We start from the raw sequence: 26,923 nt of genomic DNA on the forward strand, positions 1-26,923 counted from the left end.
ACTAAATCCTCAATCTTTCCTTTAAAAAATCAATCCTTACATTATATTTGGCTAAATATTTTAGTCTTGTAATTCAGTTGTTTATCAAGTTGTGTAAATTTCATATGTATTTTAGCTAAATATATTAGTATATTTGATCGAGTATTTATACCTTTAAAGTATAAACAACAGACGGGATAGAGATGATTTTTTAGAAAATGGAACGGAATATAGTGCATTGTGATCTTGACACATTTTTTGTGTCCGTAGAGCGTTTGCTCAACGTAGGGCTGGTGGATAAACCTGTGCTTATCGGTGGGACTTCCGATCGGGGTGTGGTCGCATCCTGCTCGTACGAAGCTCGTAAGTATGGTGTACACAGTGCCATGCCCATGCGGCTGGCATTGCGTATGTGTCCCGAAGCAATCATTGTCAGGGGTGATCATGACCTGTACAGTCATTATTCTTCTATGGTCACCGAGATTATCGAAGAGGTGACACCTGTGGTTGAAAAAGCCAGTATCGATGAGCATTACCTCGACGTGACCGGTATGGACCGCTTCTTTGGATGCTGGCAGTGGACGCAGGAACTACGGCAGCGCATTATAAAAGAAACAGGATTACCCATCAGCTTTGGACTGTCCGTCAATAAAACCGTTAGCAAGATTGCTACAGGTCAGGCCAAACCATCCGGTGAACTGTTTGTCAACAGCGGTACCGAAAAAGGCTTTTTAGCACCGCTCTCCATCCGGAAGATCCCGATGGTAGGCGAGAAGTCCTACACCTTGCTCCGCAATATGGGCATCAGCAAGATCGGTACCCTGCAGCAGATGGAAGCCTTCACCATGAAGCATGTGATGGGGGAGAACGGAGTCACCATCTGGCGTAAAGCAAACGGTCTCGATGATTCCCTTGTACTGCCATTTCGGGAGCAGAAATCCATGAGCAAGGAAACAACTTTTGAGCAGGATACCATTGATATGGATCTGCTGCGCCGAACACTGATCGGTATGGTCGATACCCTTGCATTTGAGCTTCGCAAAGATCAGAAACTCACCAGCAGTATCACCCTCAAAATCCGTTACAGTAATTTCGATACCCATACCCAGCAGGTCAAGGTAGCCTTCACCAACTCGGATAAGCTTATTACCGAAAAAGTAATGGCACTATTTAAAAAGCTCTACAGCCGGCGCATGCTTATCCGCCTCATCGGAATCAAGTTTTCCAATCTCATCTATGGCGCCTATCAGACCGATCTGTTCAATGACAGCAGTGACGAAGTCAACCTGCTACAGGCCATGGACAAGATCCGCTTACGCTACGGCAGCCAGTACCTGATGAAAGGCATCTGTGCTCCCGATCCGACGGCGAAGAAAGGAGGGAACCATGCTCCTTAATCTGCACAGTTACTATAGCCTTAGACATGGCACCTTAAGTCTCGACGAACTGCTGGAAGGCATGCTTACCAATGGCTACGATACTGCCGTGCTCACCGATATCAACAACAGTACCGGTTCGATAGACTTTATCCGCAAAGGCCAGCAGGCAGGACTCAATATTCTGGCCGGCATGGAATTCCGTCAGGACGACACCTGCTGTTTTATCGCCATTGCACAAAATGAACGGGGCTTTAGCGAGATCAATGCCTACCGTACACAGCTCAATTTCGAGAACGCAAAAGTTCCTCTGCAGGCACCAGAGTTCAAGGAAGTATTTGTCATCTATCCCTTGCAGCGCATGGGCAGTTTTGCCCTGAAAGACTACGAATATATGGGTATCCGTCCGTCGGAGCGGAGCAAGGCGATCCTGATGGATAAGCAGTTGCTTTCCAAAGCCGTTATACTGGCACCCGTAACATTCCGCACGGCAGATCATATCTTTCATCGTCAGCTCAGAGCTATTGATCACAATCTGCTCATCTCGCAGCTCTCGGACGAACAAGTAGCACCTGTCGATGAAGTTTTTGTACCCAAAGCACGGCTGATGAAAATCTATGCCGATCTCCCACAGCTCTTGAACAACACCCATCGATTGTTGGCACAATGCCGCTTTCAGATGGATTTCCACAGCGTGAAGAACAAAGCTACCTTCACCGGAAATCGGTATAATGATAAACAGCTCCTGCTCAAATATACCGGAGATGGATTCGAACACCGCTATGCCAAGAACGACCCCATAGCCCGGGAACGCATAGCACGCGAACTGGAAATCATTGAACAGCTCAATTTTTCCAGTTACTTTCTCATCACGGACGATATCTGCCGTTATGCCCGTCATCGCGATTACCATTACGTAGGTCGGGGTTCCGGTGCCAATTCCGCAGTTGCTTACTGTCTGGGCATTACTGATGTCGATCCCATTGCCCTCAAACTACCTTTCGAGCGTTTCCTCAATCCCAAGCGTAAAAGTCCGCCCGATTTTGATGTTGACTTTAGTTGGCGAGACCGTGACGATATGTATGACTATATTTTCAACCGTTATCAGCACGGCTATACCGCGCTAATGGGAGCGATGAGCACCTTTCGGTCACGGAGTATCCTGCGAGAACTTGGCAAAGTTTATGGCCTCCCCAAATCCGAAATTGACCGTCTTGTACACGAACCCGAGCATATGCTCAATAAAAATGAAGTGACCAATACCATCTTGAGCGTCTACAACCGTATGGCCGATTTTCCCAATCAGCGGACCATCCACGCCTCCGGAGTGCTTATTTCCGAACAGCCATTGGTCAGTTATTGTGCGGTCGACTATCCGCCAAAAGGATTGCCGACCATGCAGTTTGATATGTATGTCGCCGAAGAAATCGGATTTGAAAAATTCGATATCCTGTCCCAACGCGGTATCGGTCATATTAAAGACTGTCGGGAGATCGTACATGCCAATCAGGGCATTACGATTGATACCCGTCAGCCAAAACGATTTTTCGAAGATCCGCATATCGCCCAGCAGCTTCGCTCGGCCAATACCATCGGCTGTTTTTACATCGAGAGCCCCGCCATGCGGCAGCTGCTAACCAAACTGCATTGTGACGATTACCTTACGCTCGTTGCCGCATCCTCCATCATCCGACCAGGTGTATCGAGCAGCGGCATGATGGCTGCCTTTATCCAGCGGCACCATGACCCCAGTCAGGTGGTATATCCGCATCCCGTATTCAAAGAGCAGCTGGAAGAAACCTATGGTGTCATGGTTTATCAGGAAGACGTGATGAAGATCGCCAATGCCTACGGTGGGCTGGATATGGCCGATGCCGATGTCCTCCGTCGTATGATGTCCGGTAAATACAGAAGCAAAGATCACCTCATCGAGATCGAGGGGAAGTATTTTGACAACTGCAAGGCAAAAGGGTATGACGAAAAAGTGAGCCGGGAGATCTGGCGGCAGATGGAGAGTTTTGCAGGGTACTCGTTCAACAAAGCCCATTCCGCCTCCTTTGCTGTCGAGAGTTATCAAAGTCTCTATCTCAAGACCTATTTTCCACTCGAATTTATGGTCAGCGTGCTCAACAATTATGGCGGTTTTTATAACCGCAAAGTCTATGTCAACGAAGCCCGTGTCGCGGGCGCTACCATCTGTCTGCCCTGTATCAACCGGTCGGAGTATCAGACCAGCATTCATGGCAGCGATATCTATCTCGGTTTTGACTGCATGCAGCACGTAGAATCCAAACAAGTTGAACGGTTAATAGAAGAGCGGACGCGTAATGGGTTGTACCAGAATCTTGAACAGTTTATCAGACGTACAGGTACTGGGCTCGAGCAGTTGATCATTCTTATCCGTATCGGTGCATTTCGCAGTTTCGGTAGCAGTAAAAAAGAACTGCTCTGGGAAGCACATCTTTTGCTGAACAAGCACACAAAAGCGAGTCCAAGTGCCGAACTGTTTGAATCCAATAGCCGAAAACCCGTTTTGCCCCCTTTGGATAGCCACATCCTGGAGGACTATTATGATGAGATGGAACTTATCGGTTTCTGTGTCAGCGGTACCCTCTTTGATCTTGCCCGGAGTGATTTTCGGGGCGATGTGCAGAGCCGTGAACTGATGGATCATGTCGGTAAGACCGTACGTATGGTAGGCGATTTTGTAGCCGAAAAGTTTGTTAAGACCAAGCGTGGCGAGCTGATGAAATTCGGCACCTTCCTGGATATCGAAGGCAAGTTTTTCGATACCGTACATTTTCCACCCTCGCTCGTGCAATATCCATTGCGGGGAGCAGGTATCTACCTCATAGAAGGGAAGGTGGTGCAGGAGTTTGGTTGTCCATCACTGGAAGTGATCCGCTGTGCCAAGATGCCCCTTAAGCCAGATCCAAGGAGTATATAAACAATTTTAATTAGCGTTTAGTTATTGTTCTTTGATAACTTTATGCAGTTTTTGTTCGCATTTATATTCACGAATTGCTATATTTTCAAAAATATAAGAAATGGATATAACCCTGGTCAAATATATAGAAGATGACTTTGATTCTTTTAAAAGAATGGTAAGTGATGAGGAGACAATGAGATTCATAACCGGAATAGTTTGGACAGAAGACGATGCAAGATTACAGTTCGATGCAATGCTGCGAATGAATACTCAACACGAAAAATTAGGCTTTTTTAAAGTAGTCAATCAGAAAAACGAATTTATAGGAAACTGTTCACTGGAATCCTACAAATATGATGCTGCAATTCTTGAAATTGGCTATGTCCTTAAGAGAGAATTTTGGAGAATGGGCTATGGAACGGCAATTCTACAACAGCTCGTTTACAAAGCCAATAATTCATATCCAAACATGGATGTGATTGCGATAATCGATCCGGAGAATGAGGCTTCAAGAAAATTACTTTGCAAAAATGGTTTTGAAAGCTATTTCAGAGGAATGGAAGATGGTAAGTTTTCTGAAAAGTTTATATTGAAAAATCTGCACGCAGACTAAACCGTCATTTTCTTATATTCGTATCAAAAACGCGATACCGTTATGCTTTACAATCCATTTGAACAACTCACCCGTGCTACCTTTCAGGAATTTCTGGAACAGGGCTATCGTCAGTGTTTGTGTTTATTAAGCAATCATAGATACCTGTTTTCACTGCTATTTCTGTGATTGATCACCCGAGGTATCTGTTTTTTTGAGCTTTGCATGAATAGCTAGCAAAGATTCATATTCTTTTTTCGATTTTTCCAAGTAACGCTCTTTTTCAATAATTACTTTATCTTGCTCTTTTATTCTTCTTCTTAAATATAAAATAAAGATCAAGCCAATAAAAATTGCCATTAGTATGATGATCATAAGGATGATAAGTATCTGCATAATATATGGATTTAGATATCTATTATAAAATTTTTCATTACCTTTTATAATTGTCTTTAGCTACCTTTTTATAAATTTCTTCCTGTTCTCTTAACACATTATTTTCCCTTTGAATTTCTGCGATGAGTTCTTTTTCTGAGGGTAATTCAAGCAAATATTTACTCACAAATAATTGCTGATCGCTATCTGCAATAGCATATTCTACCAGTGCTTTGTTCTGATTAGTGACAAGCAGTATTCCTACAGGAGGGTTGTCATCTTTTTGCATTATCTCCTTCTTATAATAGTTTACATAAGTTTTCAATTGGCCTATATGCTCATGCTTAGCTTCATCTACTTTTAGTTCTACTAAAACATGACATTTTAATATGCGATGATAGAAAACGAGATCGATAAAGAAGTATTCGCCACCGATCAATATACGTTTTTGTTTAGACTCAAAACAAAAGCCGTGTCCCATTTCTAATAGAAAAGTCTCTAGATGATCCAATAGTGCCTTTTCAAGATCATTTTCGTAAACAACATCTTTAGGACTTATACCGAGAAATTCGAAGGTGAAGGGAGATTTAATAATATCTTCCGGATTCATGCGTTCAGCCTTCTCATTTATAATTTTAGACAGTTGGTCAGGTTTCTTACTGATTCCACTCCTTTCAAAATAGAGTGTATTGATTTGCCTTCTCAGTTCTCTTACACTCCATGTGTTTTTTATAGTTTCGATTTCAAAAAATTCTCTTTTACTTAGATCTGAAATGGATATCAATTCCAAGAAATGAGAATATGATAGCTTTGTAAGCAATTCTTCAGGCTTTATGCGGTCAGAATTAAACTGGTGATGCAATGATTTTTGGTATATATCGTTTTCAAAATTAGTGTTTTGTAATTGGTCAGACACTGTCTGACTAATTAGATAACCCTTGTTTTCGAACATAGCCTTTATTGTAGCAAGGATGTTAGGATATGCAATATAAAACTGTCTGCATAGTTTCAAATTTGTCTCAGACAATCCTTTGATCTTAATAGACAAAGCTAGATCAGAAAGTAATTTCTCACCATATTTAGCTCTATCTTCACCCTGTTGTTCAAATTCAACAATAGACAGACCAATCAGCCAATTGCGCACTGTTAGCGACTGGTTCACCGCTTTCGCTGCAGCAAGATATAACTCACTGTGAGTATTTCGGATACTATTTACAAGTTTAGTAAATTTCATATGTTTATGTTCAAGTTATCCTGAGCCTATCCATTTCATCTATTCCTTCACTATACTGCCCGATTTCCACTCTTATTGTATCGTATTTTAGATTTGCTTGTAACAATTGTTTAGCTAAACTAATATACATAAAGTTTCACTAACGTAGCGAAGTACAAGGAGATAATCCATATCCATAGCAGATACGCTCAGTTGGGATCTCTTTCAAAGTATTGTTGCCAGATCGACTACATTGTCGCTCCAGTTCTAACATCTTTTAAACCTTATAAATTCAAAACCAAATACAATTGAGTCATCCATAAATGATATTAATCAAAAGTTTATATTGAAAAATCTGTACGCAGACTAAACCGTCATTTTCTTATATTCGTATCAACAACACGATACCGTTATGCTATACAATCCATTTGAACAACTCACTCGTGCTACTTTTCAGGAATTTTTGGAACAGGGCTACCGTGATTTTGTACTGCAGCGTTTCGAGTGGCCCGATGTTCTCAAAGGAACAGGTTTTCTCCTTTCGCCATATTGGTCAGCCGAAGAAGCACATGCACATGCTGCAGAACTGGGCCCCAAGGAAGGGAAAGCCATACAGATACCGGCAGATGCCCACAATATACAACAGTTATTGGAAACCAATTCCGGCTATCGCATTTTCAACAATCGCTTTCGCGAAGAAAAGTGGGACAAGCGTATGCTACGCATGTACGAAAGCAAGATTGTCGGTTACCTCCGTAACCAGACCACTTTTAAGAGGAAAGATCCGATCGATATTCTCTTTACCCTCGAACATGGGCGCGTCTGGGCGATCATTACCGATGGTAAGACACAAAAGAAAGTCAGGGCTATTGAACTCATCAGTTAATAGCCGCAGACAAAACAAATGCATACATCACCGTGTTTAACAAGAAACATACTATCAATATAAACAACTATGTGCTGGGACATATCACTTTATTCCGATCTTGAAATCGTCAAGAAAGCATTCCCTAAGTTACGGGACGAACGCAAACAGCTCGATTACGACTACCGTTATTTTGAAAATGTGCAGGCCATCACCTTTCCCGCATATCCCATTATCTACAAAGACAAAGAAGGCGAGGAGCTGGGCTTACTTGAAATGGAGTGGGGCGTATTGCCTACCTATATCAAAGATCCCAAAGAGCAGGAAGACCGCCGTCGCAATATGATCAATGTGCGGAGCGAGCGGATCCTTGCCGATAGTAAATCCTATTGGCATAGACTCAAAAATCAACGTTGTCTTATCCCTGTATCCGGCACCTTTGAGCACCGTAAAGTACACGGATGGAAAAAGAAAGTACCCTATTTCATTGGAGAGAAAGGAAGAGAGATCTTCTATATCCCAGGTTTATACCAATGGCACGAGATTGTTGACGAGGAAGGAGAGATCCATAAAATAGGAAGTTTCGGTATGCTTACCCGTGAAGCCAATACCGTTATGGGCCAGATCCATAACGATGGACCGAACAAAAGACGAATGCCCTTATTCTTAACTCCTGAACTCGAACAGCAATGGCTATCCGCCAAAGATGAAGAAGCACTCATTCCTATTTTCAATTATGAGATCTCCGATCAGGAGCTGGATTACTATCCTGTTTATACTTTAAGAGGATATCCCAATAGGCCAGATGGAAAGCATCGGTACGAGCCCTATCAATGGTCAGATCTGCCACCTTTAGGACAGGATGGACCCATGCAGCAAAGTTTGTTTTAGTGATATGTGTAAGATCTTATGAAGTTTGTCCCCCTGAGCAGAATTATACCATTAGAATTAAAGCGTAACGGTTATAACATTTTAACATCTAAAAATACAGTTGACGACGAAAACCCAACATGGTATCCGTTAACTGTTCCAGATGTTGATGATTATTTGTTACACCTAGATTGTAGTGGAAGCTTTGTTCCTATGGAAGAGCAAGCGCTATTGGTCATTGACGATGCACTTGCCAATATAGATGAGGAGCAGCTTTCAGGAGAAGTATTTATAGAAATAGATCATTTAGGAGAGTTGGAGGATAAAATTCAGTTTTACGGCAAGCAGTATAAGTTTATCTCCAATCCAGAATATTATGTTTTTTCATTCGATCCAAAGCGGGTCTTAATACGTAATTATGCCTTGCGCACTGGCAATCATCTTCTCTATTTAGCTTATATTGGCGTAAATTATCCCACTCATATCATCGATGAGATGCAAGATCTTGAAGATCTAACCCGATCCCTGATCTGTCTAGATCAAGAACAGGCAAGGGAATGGTTTAGCACACATGATGTTAGTATGGTACAACCCGATATCTCAATATATGACAAGGATGTTATTTTAACCATTTTTTTACTTGGAAAGGATCAACAAATAACGATTCCTTAAGAAGAAAAGGATGAGCTGGTTTATAACTTGATGCACAGAGAAGAACTTCTGCAACTCCGTGATCTGTTTTGGATAGATCCGCGAGTAAATTAGTGGATCATTATTTCAATATTTATTTGTTAATGGTTGAGATGGAGTAAATGACAGATGATGAGGATTATGTTGATAACGAAAAGCTCAATAAATCATCTTTTTACTTACTGCAGAGTCATTTATTGTGGCGAAGGAGAATCCGTATTAAGAAAAGTGAAAGTCTAATAAAAAAGAGGTAATATTGTTAGAACACCGGCTTGAATTAGGATTTATATTTTATAATTTAATTAATAGCTTTAAAGTAATTAAGTAATGTTTGATTTTTGGAAATTTTATAAAGGACTGTTTAGTAGGGATAATTATTTCGACAATTATTGGGATAAGTTCCCTGAGGGGCGACATTTACAGTTTAAAAAAGAAACACTTTCTTTACTGAAAAACAATGTTGCAAATAAAGATGAAAAGGGATTAGCTAATACCTTAGCAGTTCTTTGTAGTGATGGAGCAGACAGCGATTATACAGATATTTTGCTACAACTTTTAGATGAGAAATGGCACATTTCTGAAGAGGACATTATAACCGTTCTTGAATTAATTAAAGACCCTCAAAGTGTGAACAAATTATATGAAGTTGCTCTTGACGTTCCTGATTACGATGAAATGAGAGCTATAGCAAAAAAATGTATATGGGCATTAAGTGCAGTTAATACACCTGAAGCAGTTCAAAAGTTAAAGTTGTTAACAAAAGTTGATGACCCAATTATAAAGGAAAATGCAATATTTGAACTTGAAGTGGTTCTCAAAAAGAAATAACTGGTAAGGTAATTATGATTTGGAGGAAATAACAAAAAAGTTTTGAAAATATGCTTGATTGCAGGTATTACACTACAAAAAACTGAATGACGACAAAAAAGGCATATGAACTATTAGCATCTTTGCCAGTTTATGGACCAATGGATGTGTCAGTAACAGAAAGTGGAGAACCATTTTATTCCGAAGGTTTTCCTGTTCGTTTCTATAAAAATGACGGCACAGAATGGGTAGCGAACTTTCAACCAGGTTGGACAGACTTTGCAGAAATTATAGAACTTGAAAAAACACAAAACTTGTTAGTAATTGCTCGTGGCACTTGTTACATAATGAATCCCAACGACACAAAACCTATCGACGTTTTCGGAGTTGGCTATTGCGATATTTTGAAAGCAAGTAAAAATAGATATGTATTTCAAGACTAGATCGACCCCACAATTTTTGAGCAAGATGGAACACATTGGAATACAGAACGAATTTCTTGGGATGGATTAGCAGAAATTAAAGTTGAAAATAATTTAGTATCGGGATTAGCGTTTTATCCAATGAATGATGCTGACGAATGGATTGAGTTTCAGTATGACCTTGACACAAAAACTTTGACGGGTGGAAGTTTTATTCATTTTGAGAATAAAAAACCTTGGTGGAAAATATGGTAACAGAAAAGTTTGCTTGCCCCTGTTGTGGCTACAAGACATTTATAGAAAGATCCAATGGCTTAATAAAAAAAATACTAATATATTTAGTTTTTATTCGTATCTTTATTACTGTTAACCAATTGATAAACCGTTATGAGTGTACATTCAAGACGTTTAAAGCCGCCTAAGAAGAATGATGAGCTTTTGAAAGCCATTTTTGAGGATAATTTTCCTGATTTTTTGCGGTTTATGTATCCAGATGCCGATGCTACCTTTGATCTCGGGCGTGGATTGACTTTCATGGATAAAGAATTGTTGGAGATCATTCCCTATCGTGAGCGTAAAAAAGGGAAGCGTGTCGCAGATCTTCTGGTCAAAGTTTATTTAAAAGACGGAAGCGAGAAGTGGATTTTAGTGAATACCGAAATTGAAGGCGGACATGATTCCGATTTCTCACATCGTATCTTTCAATATTTTTACAGACTACTAGACCGTTATCGAGTTCCTGTGGAGACCATTGCTGTTTTTACTGGAGGGCGTTCACAGCCATGTACTGATGAATACCATTTTGCAGTTTTCCGTACGTCATTACGCTTTCAGTATTTGAGCTATCAAATTTTTGATCATGACGAATCACAGCTACTTGATATGGACAATATATTTGCGTATATTGTTTTGGCATGCCAGAAAGCTTTAGATGAAGATAAGATCCCAGAGCAGGAGCTCGCCGAACAGCGTAGTACAATCGCTCGAAGGCTCATCGAGACCAATAAGTATAGTAAAGATCGTATAATGAGCTTTTTAGTTTTTTTAAAGAGTTTTCTTTTTATACGAGATAAAGAAATAAATAGTAACTTTGATCAATACATTTATCAAGTGACAGGAGGCACAATCGAAATGGGTGTAATAGAAACAATCAAACGACAAGAAAGAGAAAAAGGAATTCAGTCTGGAATAGAAAAAGGGATAGAGAAAGGGATAGAAAAAGGAATTGAAAGAGGCAAGCGAGAAGAATCTATCGCCATTGCTTTAGAGTTCAAAAAAATGGGCTTGCCTATTGCAGATATTGCAAAAGGTACAGGTCTTACCATCGACGAGATTGAAAAACTGAAATAAAACTCAGATCATATAAAAAACGTATAAAGCCATTCTGTTAAGAATGGCTTTATACGTTTTATACCCTCCTTACGGTTTACCGTATCCACTAATCAAACCAATCCATTATTTTCGGGCTTTTAAAACAGTATTCATCATACACCATGATCGTTACCAGTACCCATACCATCGAGGGGAGAGAAGTCCTGCGTTATTTTGATCCCATATCAGCAACAGCTGTTATTGGAGCGAATGCTTTGGGTGCAATCCGGAGCGAGCTTCGTAGCGTTTGCTTCGCAGATCCCTTCGGGATTCTTCGGTGGGTACTCCCGCAATTATGAAAACAAAAATAGGAGCTATATAAGAGCGTAGTGGAGTCTTTAAAGCAAAATGCACGAAGCTATCGGGCAAATGCTGTTATAGGCTTCAGCGTCCATATTGATGAGCTCTCGGGCAAAGGAACGCCAATCGTTTATGATCACCGCTATCGGTACACCTGTATTGCTCAATGAAATTAAACATATACAAGCTGAAGCGGTAGGTGGAGATATCGATGGATCTGTTATTAAGAACAAAGTCAAAGCAAGCTTGATCATAGAACGCTATACCGGTATCTATACCATGGACAATGCTACAGCCGATTTTATAGCTACATCCCGATTGACCGAATTTGTACCCTTGCTATTCAAAGCGATGAATGAAACAGGGGAGGATCAAGAATTCAAAGACCGTCAAGCCACGCTCTCCCGTTATTTTGATTTCCTGGACAAAGATCAAGCTATAGCCATACTCTATGGACAATTGCTATCCGATGATTTAACCGGTGCGCAGTTTAAAATCATTAACAAAGCGATCAGCGGTTCCAATCTTATCGATTACGATCAGGTGGCGAAACTGTTAGCAGGATCTTTATTGGCAAAAAAGACAGCGCTGAAAGTACTTATCTTAGACAAAGACTGGTATTCCGCTGAAGATATTGCCTATCTACAGACATTGAAAGGAGAGGGCTTGGTACAGCTATTTCCAGAAGTAGTGACAGTTAAAGAATCAAAGGGCATGTTTTCATCGGGAAAAGAAGTATGGGAATGTTTATGTGGCAATAGTAATAAGCTTGATGCTACAGCATGTAGTTCTTGTACCAAAGATAAACGAGGCTTTTGTTCTGAAGAATTAAAATCCGAGGCTGTGCGGAACCTGATTAACCGGAGATTAGCGGTTATTGAAGGAATTTAATAGTGAAAACAACTATTTTACTTTTTAATGTTTAATTTTCACGGTATATTGTGGTTGATTTTGTGTGAAAAAGTATAAAGCCAATTATTTATTAACAGTTTATATTGATGTGTCAAATTGCGAATGTTTAGGATATTACATACTAAATGATAAACCACGTATAATTGAATTTTTAGATTATGATAGTAAACTACGTCCGAATCGAGAATTATAGGAATTTTAAGTATTTTGAAACCACTTTAAATAAGTTGGCCATTATTATAGGTGAAAATGATTCTGGTAAATCTAACTTTCTTCACGCCTTAAAACTTCCTTTTGTTCAAATGAACTTGAATTCAGAAGCAAAAATCTTTTGTCGTTAGATTTTAATGCAGAATGCGTTAAACAATTTTATGATAAGATAAAAAGTGATGCTGATGACAAGGAGTTGTCTGGTAGTATTCCAAGAATAAGGGTTACAGTACGATTTGAAAATGTTGGAAATGATCATTATGCCAAAGCTATAGTAGGAAACTGGATAAAAACTGAAAATGGCAATACTTTTTATGAAATTCAGTACAATTACCAACCTAAAAACGAGAAAGACTTTCTTGAATTGACAAAGAAGCTTATACAGACTAGTGATTCAAATAAGAATGATCTCTCGCTACTGATACCTGCAGAACTTTATGAGTATTCGATAATCTCTACTAATAATTTTAAGACTATTCCTTACAACGATCTTAAACATATTACTATAAACTCTATCAATGCTGAACGGGATGATTTCTCGGAATCAAGTTCTATGAAATCAAATAGTATTTTGACGCGTTTGTTGGAAAAGAAGCTTAGTAAAGATGAAAAAGCTAAGATTCACGAGGCTTACTTTGGATTTTTTAAAGAGATTAAAGATCAGGATAATTTTAAAAAGATATTTACACGGGATGTGGAATTTCCTGATCTGGATCGGTTTGTTGCCAATATTGACTGTATACCAAATCTTGCGAATCTGAAAAATATATTGTCTAATATTACCTTGGCTTATGGTGACGAGTTTTTATATCAAAAGGGGCTTGGCCAGCGAAATATTATTTTCATTATATTATTTTTTCAACATTTTAAAAGTAATAAGTCCTGTTTTAATTTAAGCTTTATCGAAGAACCAGAATCGCATCTTAGCACGAATAATTTAAATTTGGTAATTGATTACATTAAGAAAAGTGTAGCGATCAGCGGCAATCTGTTTCAGACGATAATATCAAGTCATTCTCCTCAGGTAATTAATAAGCTTGAATTTGAAAATGTAATTGCTTTCTCTGGAAATATGGCTGTCTCTTTTAAAAATGTGGATAGTGCGTTGGTAAAATATTTATCGAAACGTCCCAATTTTGATATATTGAAATTGTTATTTTCCAATAGGATAATTCTAGTGGAAGGAACCACCGAAGAAATGTTTATTAATACAATACTGGATTTAGACAAAAATATCCTAACTAATATTGATGTAATAAGTATTAGCCAAAAAGGATATAAGACTTTTCTTGAAATATGGAAAAAATTAAATGAAGGAAATACTAAGAAAATTGGTGTAATTCGTGATTATGATGATCAACCCAATGCAAAAATGGAGCACGATGCCTACGACAACAAAAAGACTATTTTCGTAGAGACTACAAAAGGATATACGTTGGAAGACGATATTGTTTCCACAGGAAATAACTGTGCACTTATATCAAAACACTTTGGTTTGAATAATGATGAGCAAACGGTCTCAGGTTTTTTAAAATCTAGTAAGGTGGATTATATGTTTGACCTTTGTAATGCGATGCAGGATGGAAGTATAGTAATTTCAATACCTGAACACATAACCTCTGTTTTAAAGAACTTGCAATGATAGAAATCCAGATCGCAGGTGCCGGTGCCGGTAAGACATATAACTTATCAGAAAAAATCATCAAATTCCACGAGGATAATGATTCACATAAACTGATTTATGCCATTACTTATACCAATGCAGCAAAGAATAAAATAAATGATCAAATTATGAAGAGACTTGGATATATACCGGATCAAGTAAGAATTGAGACAGTTCATAGCTTTTTTCTTAATGAAATAATCTATCCGTATTCTCATTTTACAATTTCAGAGGTTTATAATAATGCTGTTGCGCATTCCCTTCCGACTGTTCATGCCTATAAATATAAGAAAATTAGGTTGTTAAAGGAAAAATATATAATCCACAGCGAATCGGTCTTTAATAAAGCAAAGATGATTATTGATCGCTCGAATAGCAAACATGGAAATAAAGCAAAAAAAGCAAAAGTTGATTTTGTAAATTCTCACATCGCTGCAAAAATCAGCCATATTTTTATTGATGAGGCCCAGGATCTAGATGGGGATGCCTTGTGTGTATTTAAAATTTTGGGCGCGAATGAAATAGCTGTATTTATGATTGGAGATCCTAAGCAGGCTATAAAGTTCCCTGGTGTATTCAGAGATTTTATAAAGCAGGCTATAGGAAAAGATTTCAGTGTTTTATCCAATAATAACTTTACAAAAAGAGTGCCAGTTGAAATTTTAAAATTATCAAACGAACTGTGTTTAAGTGATGAAAAACAGACCAATACTAGTGGAAAAGTCGGTAGGGTAGGTTATATTAAATCGAGTAATAGAAATTATCATTCAATAATTGATCATTACAAATCTATGGGGAATTTAGTTTATATTGAAGAAAAACAGGGGTGCTACGATACACATTCCAGCCGTCATCTTTTCTTACCAATGTCCATAGAAGAAAAATTAATTGACATTGCCATAAACCGAGATTTAGACGGTCGTTTATTCGTATCATCAATCCTTTCAGAGATTGCTGAGCGTCTCAATAATAACTCTTCAAAACAGATAATTGCTTGGCTTTCCAGATATTCTGATCTAAGACTTGAAAAAAAGGAGTATGCTGAACTTATCCAACATTTGCAACAGTTATTGGACGTGATTAAAAGCTCTAAATATGTGGTTTCTAGTATTGACGCAGTAAAAGGATTGGAGTCTGAAGTATGTATTTTCATATTGAATCAGACAATGTATGACTACATCACTCAAAATATTCTAGAATCTAAGTATCACAATAAGAATTGGAATAAAGCATATGTTGCACTGACACGAAGTTGCGATACACTAATATTTGCTTTGGATCAAGAGCTGTTTTCAAGAAATACTATTGTGGAAGTCGAGAGTTACTTAAAAAAAGCAGGTATTGATGAAATTAATTTTATTTAATTTCTTTCGTATGACTATTTTCCCGGCTAATCCGATTGAAGTAACCTTCGCCAGATACAAAGATTACCAAACATAGCTCATGAATACTTATAAAAAACACGAATTAGTAAAGCAAATTTTTTTTTCTGTATAGAAAAGGCACCAATAAAATTAATGTACCTAATCATAAAAGATATATTAAATAGGTGTACAATGCCAATGCACAATTAGAACTTGACCATAGCTCAACATTATTAAATTTGGAAATATGGTCAAGCTCGATTAAGGCTTGTAGGATTAGGTTAGCTATCCTTAAACAAAGTTTGAGTTTTACTCCCGTCTATGTTAAAAATACTTAATTCTACAAGTAAAAATCGGTGCATTTTAAATTCTCTTGTTGTTTATCTATTTTTAAATCTAATTCGTATTGCTCTTTCGATTTTACAAAAAACCAGCCATCTGTCTCTAAAGATGTAATTTCACATGAGCACACTGAACAGTAAATTTTAACTTTTTCACTTTTTTCAGGAAAGAATAATTTGTTGTTGATTACAATATTCTCTGTGTTACATTGAGCACATTCAATATTCAAATTCATAATTTTTGTATTAATTTATAGAAATAGTTTTTTAATATCTGTTACGCTATGCTGATACAAATAGTTATTTGTACAATAGCAAAATCCTTGACAATTTCTTGTCATAAACTTTCCTTTTAAGGGATGTTCTGGTGACAAAACTTCTTTTATATTTTTAACACTTTGATTAAAAACATGAAGCTTTTTACCATCTTCTATAAAAGTCCTCTTAGGGTCATCTACTATTACCCTTCTTGCATAGTTAAACAAAATTGGTGAAAAATTGTTTCTTATTGTAATCATTTTCCTTTGTCGTGGGATAGTTTCCCATTTTTCTCTTAAATCTTGTATATTAATAAAATAACGGTCACTATCTTCCATCTCTTTTTTCCAATTAATAGGATTATTTTTAGTGATCCAAATTTCAAATTGCTCATCTTTAATGAGTTCTCTATCAAACTCAAATAGAACTGGGCCATAATAATTTTGACGTGGAAAAAAAGAATGTAAATCAATAGTATCTAAAAATACGTCATTCCATACATTTAAGACTTTGTCAATTTCGTCTGAATTTTGTGATGTCTGAGTAAGTCCCATTTTTTCTACAGCTCCTCTAGATAATAACCCATATTGTTCGATGTAGGTTATTGATGTCGTAACTGTATTAGCGTGATATAGGGTGGGAATTTCTTTATCAACAAAAAACTCATACAATTCTTTGTTATTTAATCTCATGTTTTTTTATATAATTCTATGATTTAAGATGGTGAAAATCGATGCATTATAAATAGTGTATCATAAATCTAATGAAAGTTGATTATTAGGATTGACATCATATTTTAAATAATGGATAAACTGAGTAATATCTAAGTCAGTAACTAAGTTATACTTAGGGTAACTTTTTTTTACTAACCTTAAGTGATCCTGAACACTATCGTATTTATCAGAGAGTTGACCTATTTTTTTTAAAAGATAGTAAAATGTATTATTGGACATGGAAATTTGAAATTCTTTTTTAAGATAAATAGATCTTAAAATATTTGCTTCTACTGAAGGATTAAGATTCTTATAAAGTGATTTTTCTTGTAAAATATTTAATGTTTTGTTTTGAAAAAAATCTTTAAAGAAACGCAAGTTATATGAATAATCCATTATGTTGATAACTAAAGCATCATAATTATAAAAACATCCTTTAGCGATACTATTTAGTTTATCTTCATTATTTAACTTAACTAAATTATTTTTAAACGCCCAATTATTGCTAATGGTCCAGATATCAAGAGTGTAATGTTTAAATATAACCTTAATTCCGCCATGCCGGTTTACAGCATACTGCAAAGCATTATTTTTTAAAATTTCTAATAATAAATCATTATCTATATCAACTATCACGTCAATATCACGACTTTTTTTATTTAATAAAAAATCCCTGAAAAAACCGCCAACTACATAAGCATTTCCATAAGAAAGAATTTCATAAAATAGTGGCAATGCACCATTTTTATCCATTTCATTGGAAAAGTGATTATAAAATGATCTTTTTATTTCGAGTTTTTCGAACATTATAACTTAATTCCTTTTAATTCCTGATACAAGTTTATTGCATATGTATCTGTCATGCCTGAAATAAAATCAACAATCATTTGGAATTTTTTATATTCCAGATTTTCATATGTTTCAATATTTTCATAAACATAGGTATGTCCAGCTGATATTAGTTTGTAAATCCTTGATTCGTAATTATTTCCTTGTGAACTAAATTTTTCACTCTCCGATGCAGTAACAAAGATTTTTAATAGGCCATAAATTGCCTCCCAGCCTGCTATTTCTTTTTTTAGAATTTTACTATCATCAAATATTTTATATTGCAACATCTTATATGCTTTTCGAATATCTTTAGCTCCAGATACTTTGATAATTTCATCTTCTAATAGCCCCTCCATAATAATTTCATATTTCAACTTAAAACATTCGATTATATTAGAAATCATAATTCTTTGTGTATAAATTCTAAACTTTTGAATTGCAATTGACTCATCAATTATTCCACTATTTTTATCAGTGATCAAGTTGTCTAAGTTCTTCAAAACTTCAACCTTATTATCTTCTAAGTTATCACTAAAAATTCTCCTTACATCTTCAATATTTACGATTCCTAATTTGATACCATCTTCGATGTCTGCTGCACTATATGCAATATCATCTGCAGCTTCCATAAGATATACTATTGGGGATCTTTTGTTATTAAGATTTAAGTAATCATTTATTTTATCATATGTAGATTTTTCAGTAATAAAATATCCAAATTTCTTTTTTGCAATTTTTTCATTATCCCTCTTATTACCTTCCAGAGAATTACATGGATATTTTATACTAGAAGCTAGGGTAGAGTATGTCAAATTATAACCAAATGAATCACCAAAATAATACAATTTAGATAAGATTCTTAATGTTTGAACATTCCCGTCAAAATTTGTAAAATCTGCCATTTCCATTTCATTCAGAATTTTTTCTACCTTATTACGTTTTTTGAATTTAGCTGTATTAAAGTAGTCAACAAAAAATTTTTTAACAGCTTCCTCACCAAAATGTCCGAAAGGAGGATTTCCTAAATCATGAATCAAACCGGACACTCTCAGTAATGAGCTTAAATGTCCCTTCTTTGTTTCAGGAATATCACCCTCTAATATTAGCCAGCTTTCAAGGCTTTGGCCAATTGAACTTGCAATATATGAAACCTCTAAGGAATGAGTTAAACGTGTTCTAATGTAGTCACTTTGTTCTAAAGGAAATACTTGTGTTTTATCTTGTAATCGTCTTATTGGTGAGCTAGAGATTAGACGCCCGTAATCATTTTCAAATGGATTTCTAGCATCGGTTTCTAATATAGTTGTTTTTTCACGGAATCTTTTATCGCTAAGGAGAAGTTCCCATTTATTTTTAATATTCATGTTTAGTTAATATAATTGGAATAACATAACGTAGATTATGAAATCTGATGTTAATATACGCTATAATTTATAATTTAAAAAAAGCATTTTTATGTGATGATTTTCAAATAAAATATTTGGTATTTTTTATAAAAATCTTAATATAATTTTTTAAGATTGTCGAAATTATTTTTCTTAGTTAGATTTTAAAGTATTACTTACTAATTGGAAGAGGTACGCATCATCCAATGCTATTTAATAAAATGATTAGGTTAATGATCTATTTGAAATAAATTCCTTTCTTATCTAATTGACCAAAGTATTTTTCATATTGTTGAATAGCATAAATATCCATCATTCCTCCAATATAATCTTGTACTTTACGCTCCCAATGATCTACAGCTCTATAATTGGCTGGTAACAAGACCATCTCCAGATTATAGGTTTTATCTGTATATAATTCATACAATCTGGTAAGAATATGTTGGCCTAGTTGTTCATACTCAACTATATCCGGCTGTCTTTTTATAGCCTTAAATGTAAGAGCTTTTAAGCCAGATACTAATAAATTCAATTCTTTATAACCAAGTTTACCATCTATCAAATCTATATCATTAACAAACGCAGTTGTGAGAATTGAAGTTAATTCCTTTCTATATAACATTGCGTATTCTTCAGATGTTTTATATACTGACGCTTTTTCTGCAAATTTTCTGGCTGCTACAATATATTTTTTAAATTGAAGAAGTACCTTTTTGTATTTATCGTCAATTGAAAATTCGTATAATAATTCATCTATGGTAAAGTACTTTAATTTCAGAGCATCTTCAAGATCATGAATTGCATAAGCTATTTCGTCAGATAAATCCATAATTTCACAATCAATAGTCTTGTGGGTAATATTATGTTTCTCAATCCATTTAGTAACTAATTTATAGTCACTATTATATAAGAATTTTTTATTTGATTTTTTATAATCTCCGTCAGGTCCATTTATAACTTCAAATTCAGGCTTGAGATATTTAACAACTCCCAACATAGTTCTGATAGTTAAATTTAAACCATTAAAATCATGATGACGTTCTTCCAATTTATTTAATATTCTAAAAGTTTGAGCATTACCTTCATATGGATTTTCTGAACAAACTTTACTTAAAAATACCTCACCAGCATGCCCGAAAGGTGGATTACCGATATCATGTGCTAAGGCACAAGTTTGTACTGTTAAATTGTCTTCGAGCTTTAACCTCTTACTTATAGTTTTTGCAATCTGCGCAACCTCGAGACTATGTGTTAGTCTGTTTCTGTAGAAAACTTGGCTTTTGGGAATAAATAGTTGCATTTTTCCCTGTAATCTTCTACATGATGATGAATATAACACTCTAGAGTAGTCAATATCTGCATTATCTCGGTAATAAAATGTTGATGGAGTATGAGTGTCATCTACTCTCATATTAGAAATCTTTAAAAGCTCGTTTTCTTTTTCTAAACAGTAATTTTCTAAATCTGTTGATATCATGTTAAGTTATTAATATAGAGAGAAGCAATTATATTTTACTTCTATTTAAACAATTATAATTTTATATTTTTCTAAATACTGCGTTATTAAAAGTGTTATTTCTACATGTATTTACAATACCAATTAATATTTCGCAAACTTCGAAAGTATCACAACTTTGAAAGATATATTTACGGGAAACCGTATTTCCAGAACTTAGTATCATAAATATTAAGTTGAAAACTATTTAAGCTAAAATTTATAGCAAAAATAAACTAATGTATTTAGTTTTATTATTTATCTTTGGATATTGAATAAGGATGGACATGCTACAAGATAACCGGTTGCTCAACATTCTTGCGTGTTCATTCTGTTCAATATTGATTTAAAGCAGGAGAGGGTTTTGTAATTTCACTTTATAGTAAGGAATTAAGATCGAAATTTAAACCTGTTGGAATAAGGAGATAATAATAAATATTAATTGCGATGAATGTACCATTGACAATCGAGATCTTGAAGGGCTTAAAGCATAGGTGTCACCGCTTTATAAGTATTTGTTATTTAATAGTAAAATATAGCGCATAGGTTATCATGTACATCATGTCTTCATATCTTACCCATGCCATATTTCTTTCGTCACCCCAATATTTATAATTGTTTTTTATTAAAAATCTACCAAAAAACTTAGAACTGGGATCATCATCATATCCTATTATACAGATATCATGACTAGTGGAACTTTTCTTTCCATTCTTTAGTATTGGAGGTGAATTGAGACATTCTCTGCCTATATCTGCAAATGAATCTGTCGTATTTAAAACTATAAGTACTGGGATTTTTTGTGACAATACTGCTTTGATCTTTTTAACATTTTTTTCCAGAGCGTCATTTTCTAATATAAGGTATTCATATTGTTTAAGTTGAACTTCTTTAGCACTCAATAAAAATTCTTTAGGAATATTTGTTGTACAGTCAGAAGGAAATTGGTGAAGTTTAGGACATCCATCTTGAGCAAAAATTTTTAAATCTACATCATAGGTTCCATTTCGCCCACAAAATAAATTAAAATTTGCTTGCTGCCTATGTCTACTTGCTATAAAACCGGGTGAAAAAGCATTTGCTTCAACCATTGCCTTGTCAACAATATTATTTTTTACGCAATAATTGATAGTGAGTGCCGTATATGCAAAAGCATATGCATAGCATGTAGCTCTATATTGTACTTTTTCAGTTGGACAGTATTGTGACAAGTCGATCTTGGTCATTAATTTGTTGTGTTCCATAGTATTTAGGTTATGATAATATGTCATATTTACTTATCGTGTATAAAACAAATGATATATAAATATGTTTAGGAATTGAACATTGTTTATTAACCATAAATTACATTATTATGAATTTAGGAGAGCATTACTCAAAATCTATTATCAGGAAGTTTGATTTAATTCCTGTTTATTATCCAGGTACAGAAGTTGAACCAGGGGATATTATTTCATATGGAACCACAATATTTGATAAAGCTAAGAAACCTTTTGGATCGTTTAGTATCATTGGAAACATAACCAATACTACAGGAAATGGTATTTCTCTCGAAATAAAAGTAGATCAGAACAATAAGTCTTATAATTTCGTTTCCGAAAATGAAGTAACAGTTTCTGCAGCTTTAGAAGCAGAGGTTCCAAATGTTATTAAAGGAGATGTTAAATTTAGTTTCGGAAAAAAAGGTTCAATATTATTATTTGGAGTTAATGGAAAAGAACGACGTATAAAAGATCTGTTTGCCTTAGAAGATCATTTAAAAATTGTGCAAGGCGAACGAGATTGGAATGATTTTTATATTGTAACTTCTGTAATCACATGTGAAAAAGTTTTAGCGTATCAATCTAACGAAGATAACGGATCATTATATGTTTCTGCATTTGCTAAAAACATTTCTATTTCAGGATCGGATATAGGCAATGTTGGAGCCGCAGCTAATTTTTCAGTAAAGTGGAAAAGTAAACAATCCTTCAGTATTGATTGGACTGAAAATGTTACTTTATTTATGAAGCTAGCACATTTTAATGGTAATGATTTAATTAATCATAATAAAGCTAATATAAAAAATGAAGGTAAAGCTTCTGAAGGAGGTTTAGTAGAGTTGGTTCCTAAGGAACTATTAAATAATGAAAACTTATAAATTGATAGTTGTTAAATAAATAGTAGTAAGCCTTGGTCATTAAATTAGGTGCTATGGCATATTTTTATAATAGAACATAATAAGACTGGTACAGCACCCGAGTAATAGCACGTATTGTAGCAGAGGATAGATTTCTGCTAGACAGTTCGGGCACATATGGCTTTGTTAGATTGTTGATGATCGACTATGCCTGAAATCCATGTTACATATTTGTAATATTATTACTTTGATATGTACTGTATAGTCATAATTTGCTGATCCAAAGATAACATAACAAAGTTGCAAAAGGTACAGGCCTTACCATCGACGAGATCGAAAAGCTGAAATAAATAGATCATATAGATAAACAAATAAAGCCATTCTGTCAAGAATGGCTTTATTTGTTTAATACCATCCTTACGGCTTACCTTATTTTTTAATCAAACCGATGCTTTATTTCGGGCTTTTAAAACAGTATTCATCATACACCATGATCGTTACCAGTACCAATACCATCGAGGGGAGAGAAGTCCTGCGTTATTTTGATCCCATTTCAGCAACAGCTGTTATTGGAGCCAATGCTCTTAGTGAAATCGGAGCCAGCTTCGTGGACTTTTTCGGTGGGCGCTCCCGCAATTATGAAAACAAATTACAGGAGCTATATAAGAGCGTAGTGGAGTCTTTAAAGCAAAATGCACGTAGCTATCGGGCAGATGCTGTTATAGGCTTTAGCATCAATATTGATGAGCTGTCGGGCAAAGGAACGCCTATCGTTTATGATCACCGCTATCGGTACACCAGTATTGCTCAATGAAATTAAACATATACAAGCATAAGCGGTAGGTGTAAATATGCGTTGGCTTTAGTTTAGGAAAAGAATTTAAAACTACTGAGATCTCAATGACGTAGATTTACGATTTTAGCTTAAAGGTTGAATAGAAAGGAAAAATGATTGCTGTATAAAGAAAATATCTGTATTTTCGTCAATTAAACTAGTAGCCATTCATGACCAAACATGCAATATTAATCGGGGTAAATAAAGTTCCTGAAATGGATCTTTTATCAACTCCGTGTTCATACGCCATTCAGATGCAAGAATGGGCCGAATCCCAAGGATATATTACGCACCTCTTCATTGATAAACAAGTAGAAGGAATTCAAAGTAGAGAATGTAATCGCGAACTGATTTTAAATGCAATTTCTGACATTATCGAACAGGGAACCGACAAAATTCTCATTTATTTTGCGGGGCACGGATTTGAACAGACTGCGGGAAATGATATCTGGCTACTTCCGGGTTATCGTCGTAATTCTGCTGAGTCAATAAGCATTTTTCTCAACAAGGCGCTTGCGTATACATCCGGAGTACCTCACATCGTTTTTATATCAGACACATGTAGATCACGTTCTTCTACTAATTCTCTGCGGGCTGTTCAGGGAAATGAAATCATCCCATCCATGGATAGGATGAATCCTCAAACGGAAGTTGATGTCCTTTACTCTACATGGCCGGGGCAGATTTCTACAGATGTAAGGGTTGAAGGAGATGAGTACAGGAGTATTTACAGTGAATGTTTAATAGAATGTTTGCATGGTAGAGTTGATGAGGTTATCAGTAACATTACTCGCATAGTCCCAGGCTTCCCTGCTGTTTTATCTTACGAGCTAAATAGTTATTTAAAGGAAAATGTACCGAGATTAATGCGAGATGCTGGTTCAAGAGAACAGGTACCGATGGGTGAAATTAATTCCAGAGATCCTTATTTTTTATCAAGCTTTGGTGAACAAAACAGAACGCAACAAATTAACGAGACTGGACTCGAGTATTGGGCAGGTGATCCTAAACAATCTCGCGACACAAGAATGCTTGATGAAAAGCTCGATTCAATGATCAAATTAAAAGTTGGACCGACCAAAAGATCAATGAGGAATCTGGTAAATAACTTCAGAAAGGATTATCATTTTTTCACCATGGAGAAGCTTTTCAGAGAAGAAATGACAGGATTACACGTTACAGGAATAAACAAACCTTTAATTTTCAGCAGAAGAGAGTCTGATTGGAAAAACAGGGCGTACAATGCATCTACAAGGGTTTTCAATTTTAATGATATTGACCTTGGCGGTGGAGCAATATATTTAGTCGGAAATAAACGTAGTGACAGATATTATCCAGTTAATGTTATTCCGGGTTTCTTTACGCATGTCATATTTGAAAAAGGGGAAATTTTAACAGTTAACTACTATCCTACGAGCGGGAATGCTAAATACGAAGCGAGACGTTTTGCGGATGAAGTTGCGGAACGAAAGGCACATATTATTCTGGCCGCAAAAAACGGCATTTTTCAGGGAACTCAGGAACTTGCGGGATATTTACGTTCTTATAAACATCTTGATCCCACACTTGGACTTTTTGCCGCCTATGCTTATTTCCAACGTGGGGACTATGCTGGAGTAAGGTCAGTATTTGACTTTATGCTAAATGATCGCCAAACCATAGTCGAGGATATATGGCTTCTTAATTTTCTTTCTAGGGGAACGGTATGGGATCCGTATCCTTATGAAATTCCACTTCCATTATTAACAGAGGGCTGGTCATATTTAAAAATGCTGGATAATCCGTATGAAGAACTGTCTTCGCAGCTACAGCCCGGGTTATGGACGTCATTTACCCGAAAAGGTTTCGATTTTCTTTATCATAGATATAATTTTAGACAAATATAGATGCAGATCATATTTATACACGGAAGGGACCAACAAAGATTCAGTCAGGAGACATTGCTCGGCCTTTGGACTGAAAACCTGAAACAGTCTTTCGAACAAGCCCGTATTCCTTACACCGAGAGACTTGAGATAAAAATGCCGCATTATGGCAAGGAACTTATTGAACTACGTGATAAGTATAAAAAAGATATTAGAAGTGGTAAGTACCAAATGAAATCCGCCGGTGATGAAGAAAGCCTAGATGATATTGGTATTATCCAATTGGCACTTATTGATGATCTTCGCAAGCACGCAGGCATTAGCGACGAAGAATTTGCCTTGTTAATGCGAGGAAACGAACAGCAGCGTGGATGGAAGAATAAGGAAACAGTTCTTAAAATAGCTAGACGGTTAGATGAGAGACAAAGAAAGATTTCAAATATGATCGTACGGCTGGGGACATCTGATGTTGTCACGTACCTTGTTGTCCCAGAAGCAAAGAAAGTTATAAATAAGTACTTTACAGAAGTGCTCAGTAAAGAACCGACTATTGTAATAGCCCATTCATTGGGTACCATTATCGCATATGACATGTTGCACACATTAAAGAGAGAAAATTACGATATCCGTGGGGTAATTACATTAGGTAGCCCGTTGGGTGTAAATTCAGTTATCAGGCAGTTATATCCGCCGCCATCATTCCCTATGGTCATCAGAGGAAATTGGACCAATATTTACGATGAATCGGATTTTGTATCGCTAAGACCGCTCAATGGTGGTCATTTTAAAGTTGATCCCATGATTATCAACCATATCGTTGTAAATACAACTAAAAATAGGCATGGTATCGAAGGATATCTCAGTAATCCCATTGTAGCACAGGCTATTTCTGAGATTTTGAATTCTGATAAATTCAAAACACCTATAAATGATTAAAACAATAAGAACGCTTATAATTTTGCTTGTCTTCATCTGTTCAATCTACAGAGCGCAAGCTGTAATTGTTAGCAAAAAACTTAGGGACATTTATGAACTTGTAGAAAAAACAATAGCAGTATAGAAAACTAATTTATGCAGTATAACAGGCATGGTCATTGTATTGAGAAAATCTTATGTGGAAGCTCGAGGTTGGAGAACAGGTAA

Annotated in this window: 24 protein-coding genes; 17 read left to right on the forward strand and 7 right to left on the reverse strand. The window is 35.9% G+C overall.

Features of this window, described 5'->3' with window-relative positions; all coding sequences use genetic code 11:
* The first annotated feature begins 197 nt into the window (after nucleotides 1-197).
* The 3 genes from dinB to MUB18_RS14345 all read left to right on the forward strand — a co-directional run bounded on the left by dinB (nucleotide 198) and on the right by MUB18_RS14345 (nucleotide 4,897).
* Nucleotides 198-1,376 carry a DNA polymerase IV gene (gene dinB / locus MUB18_RS14335; protein WP_045756481.1) on the forward strand — a complete coding sequence of 393 codons (1,179 nt, stop codon included), beginning with the start codon at nucleotides 198-200 and terminating at the stop codon, nucleotides 1,374-1,376.
* Entirely contained in the window at nucleotides 1,366-4,302 is a 2,937-nt protein-coding gene (locus MUB18_RS14340; protein WP_248753559.1) for a DNA polymerase III subunit alpha, read from the forward strand. Before dinB ends, MUB18_RS14340 begins: the two co-directional genes overlap by 11 nt.
* A gap of 100 nt (nucleotides 4,303-4,402) precedes the next feature.
* Nucleotides 4,403-4,897 carry a GNAT family N-acetyltransferase gene (locus MUB18_RS14345; protein WP_248753560.1) on the forward strand — a complete coding sequence of 165 codons (495 nt, stop codon included), beginning with the start codon at nucleotides 4,403-4,405 and terminating at the stop codon, nucleotides 4,895-4,897.
* 156 nt (nucleotides 4,898-5,053) lie between these two features.
* On the opposite strand, the gene MUB18_RS14350 is transcribed toward MUB18_RS14345, so the two are convergent.
* Nucleotides 5,054-5,236, reverse strand: coding sequence for a hypothetical protein (locus MUB18_RS14350; protein WP_094772097.1), 183 nt, complete (start codon nucleotides 5,234-5,236; stop codon nucleotides 5,054-5,056).
* A gap of 73 nt (nucleotides 5,237-5,309) precedes the next feature.
* Complete coding sequence (locus tag MUB18_RS14355) at nucleotides 5,310-6,485, reverse strand: YhcG family protein (protein ID WP_248753561.1); 1,176 nt, start codon at nucleotides 6,483-6,485, stop codon at nucleotides 5,310-5,312.
* A gap of 391 nt (nucleotides 6,486-6,876) precedes the next feature.
* On the opposite strand from MUB18_RS14355, the gene MUB18_RS14360 reads away from it, so the two are divergent.
* The 10 genes from MUB18_RS14360 to MUB18_RS14400 all read left to right on the forward strand — a co-directional run bounded on the left by MUB18_RS14360 (nucleotide 6,877) and on the right by MUB18_RS14400 (nucleotide 15,938).
* The gene (locus tag MUB18_RS14360; RefSeq protein ID WP_248753562.1) at nucleotides 6,877-7,350 is read left to right on the forward strand and encodes a hypothetical protein; all 474 of its coding nucleotides are present in this window, start codon (nucleotides 6,877-6,879) and stop codon (nucleotides 7,348-7,350) included.
* A 69-nt stretch (nucleotides 7,351-7,419) separates the two neighbouring features.
* On the forward strand, nucleotides 7,420-8,220 hold the full coding sequence (locus MUB18_RS14365; RefSeq protein WP_248753563.1) for an SOS response-associated peptidase: 801 nt from the start codon (nucleotides 7,420-7,422) through the stop codon (nucleotides 8,218-8,220).
* 18 nt (nucleotides 8,221-8,238) lie between these two features.
* Complete coding sequence (locus tag MUB18_RS14370) at nucleotides 8,239-8,871, forward strand: hypothetical protein (RefSeq protein ID WP_248753564.1); 633 nt, start codon at nucleotides 8,239-8,241, stop codon at nucleotides 8,869-8,871.
* 345 nt (nucleotides 8,872-9,216) lie between these two features.
* Nucleotides 9,217-9,717 (forward strand): HEAT repeat domain-containing protein, encoded by a 501-nt coding sequence (locus MUB18_RS14375; RefSeq protein WP_248753565.1) that lies wholly within the window; start codon nucleotides 9,217-9,219, stop codon nucleotides 9,715-9,717.
* Nucleotides 9,718-9,803: 86 nt separating this feature from the next.
* Complete coding sequence (locus MUB18_RS14380) at nucleotides 9,804-10,139, forward strand: hypothetical protein (RefSeq protein WP_248753566.1); 336 nt, start codon at nucleotides 9,804-9,806, stop codon at nucleotides 10,137-10,139.
* Nucleotides 10,140-10,505: 366 nt separating this feature from the next.
* Entirely contained in the window at nucleotides 10,506-11,468 is a 963-nt protein-coding gene (locus MUB18_RS14385) for a hypothetical protein (RefSeq protein ID WP_248753567.1), read from the forward strand.
* 420 nt (nucleotides 11,469-11,888) lie between these two features.
* Nucleotides 11,889-12,680, forward strand: a complete 792-nt coding sequence (locus tag MUB18_RS14390; RefSeq protein WP_248753568.1) for a hypothetical protein — start codon at nucleotides 11,889-11,891, stop codon at nucleotides 12,678-12,680.
* A gap of 179 nt (nucleotides 12,681-12,859) precedes the next feature.
* Nucleotides 12,860-13,042, forward strand: coding sequence for an AAA family ATPase (locus tag MUB18_RS22025; protein ID WP_411028103.1), 183 nt, complete (start codon nucleotides 12,860-12,862; stop codon nucleotides 13,040-13,042).
* Nucleotides 13,033-14,553, forward strand: a complete 1,521-nt coding sequence (locus MUB18_RS14395; protein WP_248753569.1) for an ATP-dependent nuclease — start codon at nucleotides 13,033-13,035, stop codon at nucleotides 14,551-14,553. The genes MUB18_RS22025 and MUB18_RS14395 overlap by 10 nt, the downstream gene beginning before the upstream one ends.
* Nucleotides 14,550-15,938: a UvrD-helicase domain-containing protein gene (locus tag MUB18_RS14400; RefSeq protein ID WP_248753570.1), complete on the forward strand. Its 1,389-nt coding sequence runs from the start codon at nucleotides 14,550-14,552 to the stop codon at nucleotides 15,936-15,938. The genes MUB18_RS14395 and MUB18_RS14400 overlap by 4 nt, the downstream gene beginning before the upstream one ends.
* 592 nt (nucleotides 15,939-16,530) lie before the next feature.
* Here the strand turns inward: MUB18_RS14400 and MUB18_RS14405 are convergent.
* From MUB18_RS14405 to MUB18_RS14425, 5 genes are all read right to left on the reverse strand, one after another.
* Nucleotides 16,531-17,229, reverse strand: coding sequence for a hypothetical protein (locus MUB18_RS14405; protein WP_248753571.1), 699 nt, complete (start codon nucleotides 17,227-17,229; stop codon nucleotides 16,531-16,533).
* A gap of 60 nt (nucleotides 17,230-17,289) precedes the next feature.
* The gene (locus MUB18_RS14410) at nucleotides 17,290-18,057 is read right to left on the reverse strand and encodes a hypothetical protein (RefSeq protein WP_248753572.1); all 768 of its coding nucleotides are present in this window, start codon (nucleotides 18,055-18,057) and stop codon (nucleotides 17,290-17,292) included.
* A complete protein-coding gene (dgt, locus tag MUB18_RS14415) occupies nucleotides 18,057-19,445 on the reverse strand; it encodes a dGTP triphosphohydrolase (protein ID WP_248753573.1) in 1,389 nt (462 codons plus the stop codon). Before dgt ends, MUB18_RS14410 begins: the two co-directional genes overlap by 1 nt.
* Before the next feature lie 259 nt (nucleotides 19,446-19,704).
* Nucleotides 19,705-20,943, reverse strand: coding sequence for a deoxyguanosinetriphosphate triphosphohydrolase family protein (locus tag MUB18_RS14420; protein WP_248753574.1), 1,239 nt, complete (start codon nucleotides 20,941-20,943; stop codon nucleotides 19,705-19,707).
* Nucleotides 20,944-21,479: 536 nt separating this feature from the next.
* Complete coding sequence (locus tag MUB18_RS14425; protein ID WP_248753575.1) at nucleotides 21,480-22,205, reverse strand: hypothetical protein; 726 nt, start codon at nucleotides 22,203-22,205, stop codon at nucleotides 21,480-21,482.
* 110 nt (nucleotides 22,206-22,315) lie between these two features.
* On the opposite strand from MUB18_RS14425, the gene MUB18_RS14430 reads away from it, so the two are divergent.
* The 4 genes from MUB18_RS14430 to MUB18_RS14445 all read left to right on the forward strand — a co-directional run bounded on the left by MUB18_RS14430 (nucleotide 22,316) and on the right by MUB18_RS14445 (nucleotide 26,716).
* A complete protein-coding gene (locus tag MUB18_RS14430; protein WP_248753576.1) occupies nucleotides 22,316-23,101 on the forward strand; it encodes a hypothetical protein in 786 nt (261 codons plus the stop codon).
* 469 nt (nucleotides 23,102-23,570) lie between these two features.
* A complete protein-coding gene (locus MUB18_RS14435; RefSeq protein ID WP_248753577.1) occupies nucleotides 23,571-23,894 on the forward strand; it encodes a heavy metal-binding domain-containing protein in 324 nt (107 codons plus the stop codon).
* A gap of 191 nt (nucleotides 23,895-24,085) precedes the next feature.
* Nucleotides 24,086-25,801: a caspase family protein gene (locus tag MUB18_RS14440; protein WP_248753578.1), complete on the forward strand. Its 1,716-nt coding sequence runs from the start codon at nucleotides 24,086-24,088 to the stop codon at nucleotides 25,799-25,801.
* The gene (locus MUB18_RS14445) at nucleotides 25,802-26,716 is read left to right on the forward strand and encodes a hypothetical protein (RefSeq protein WP_248753579.1); all 915 of its coding nucleotides are present in this window, start codon (nucleotides 25,802-25,804) and stop codon (nucleotides 26,714-26,716) included.
* Nucleotides 26,717-26,923: the final 207 nt, after the last annotated feature.

It is taken from the genome of Sphingobacterium sp. PCS056 (assembly GCF_023273895.1).
Classification (GTDB): Bacteria; Bacteroidota; Bacteroidia; order Sphingobacteriales; family Sphingobacteriaceae; genus Sphingobacterium.

Coding starts and splice junctions, on each gene's coding strand:
- dinB (WP_045756481.1), top strand. CDS start 198: ATGGAACGGAATATAGTGCATTGTGATCTTGACACATTTTTTGTGTCC.
- MUB18_RS14340 (WP_248753559.1), top strand. CDS start 1,366: ATGCTCCTTAATCTGCACAGTTACTATAGCCTTAGACATGGCACCTTA.
- MUB18_RS14345 (WP_248753560.1), top strand. CDS start 4,403: ATGGATATAACCCTGGTCAAATATATAGAAGATGACTTTGATTCTTTT.
- MUB18_RS14350 (WP_094772097.1), bottom strand. CDS start 5,236: ATGGCAATTTTTATTGGCTTGATCTTTATTTTATATTTAAGAAGAAGA.
- MUB18_RS14355 (WP_248753561.1), bottom strand. CDS start 6,485: ATGAAATTTACTAAACTTGTAAATAGTATCCGAAATACTCACAGTGAG.
- MUB18_RS14360 (WP_248753562.1), top strand. CDS start 6,877: ATGCTATACAATCCATTTGAACAACTCACTCGTGCTACTTTTCAGGAA.
- MUB18_RS14365 (WP_248753563.1), top strand. CDS start 7,420: ATGTGCTGGGACATATCACTTTATTCCGATCTTGAAATCGTCAAGAAA.
- MUB18_RS14370 (WP_248753564.1), top strand. CDS start 8,239: ATGAAGTTTGTCCCCCTGAGCAGAATTATACCATTAGAATTAAAGCGT.
- MUB18_RS14375 (WP_248753565.1), top strand. CDS start 9,217: ATGTTTGATTTTTGGAAATTTTATAAAGGACTGTTTAGTAGGGATAAT.
- MUB18_RS14380 (WP_248753566.1), top strand. CDS start 9,804: ATGACGACAAAAAAGGCATATGAACTATTAGCATCTTTGCCAGTTTAT.
- MUB18_RS14385 (WP_248753567.1), top strand. CDS start 10,506: ATGAGTGTACATTCAAGACGTTTAAAGCCGCCTAAGAAGAATGATGAG.
- MUB18_RS14390 (WP_248753568.1), top strand. CDS start 11,889: ATGAGCTCTCGGGCAAAGGAACGCCAATCGTTTATGATCACCGCTATC.
- MUB18_RS22025 (WP_411028103.1), top strand. CDS start 12,860: ATGATAGTAAACTACGTCCGAATCGAGAATTATAGGAATTTTAAGTAT.
- MUB18_RS14400 (WP_248753570.1), top strand. CDS start 14,550: ATGATAGAAATCCAGATCGCAGGTGCCGGTGCCGGTAAGACATATAAC.
- MUB18_RS14405 (WP_248753571.1), bottom strand. CDS start 17,229: ATGAGATTAAATAACAAAGAATTGTATGAGTTTTTTGTTGATAAAGAA.
- MUB18_RS14410 (WP_248753572.1), bottom strand. CDS start 18,057: ATGTTCGAAAAACTCGAAATAAAAAGATCATTTTATAATCACTTTTCC.
- dgt (WP_248753573.1), bottom strand. CDS start 19,445: ATGAATATTAAAAATAAATGGGAACTTCTCCTTAGCGATAAAAGATTC.
- MUB18_RS14420 (WP_248753574.1), bottom strand. CDS start 20,943: ATGATATCAACAGATTTAGAAAATTACTGTTTAGAAAAAGAAAACGAG.
- MUB18_RS14425 (WP_248753575.1), bottom strand. CDS start 22,205: ATGGAACACAACAAATTAATGACCAAGATCGACTTGTCACAATACTGT.
- MUB18_RS14430 (WP_248753576.1), top strand. CDS start 22,316: ATGAATTTAGGAGAGCATTACTCAAAATCTATTATCAGGAAGTTTGAT.
- MUB18_RS14435 (WP_248753577.1), top strand. CDS start 23,571: ATGATCGTTACCAGTACCAATACCATCGAGGGGAGAGAAGTCCTGCGT.
- MUB18_RS14440 (WP_248753578.1), top strand. CDS start 24,086: ATGACCAAACATGCAATATTAATCGGGGTAAATAAAGTTCCTGAAATG.
- MUB18_RS14445 (WP_248753579.1), top strand. CDS start 25,802: ATGCAGATCATATTTATACACGGAAGGGACCAACAAAGATTCAGTCAG.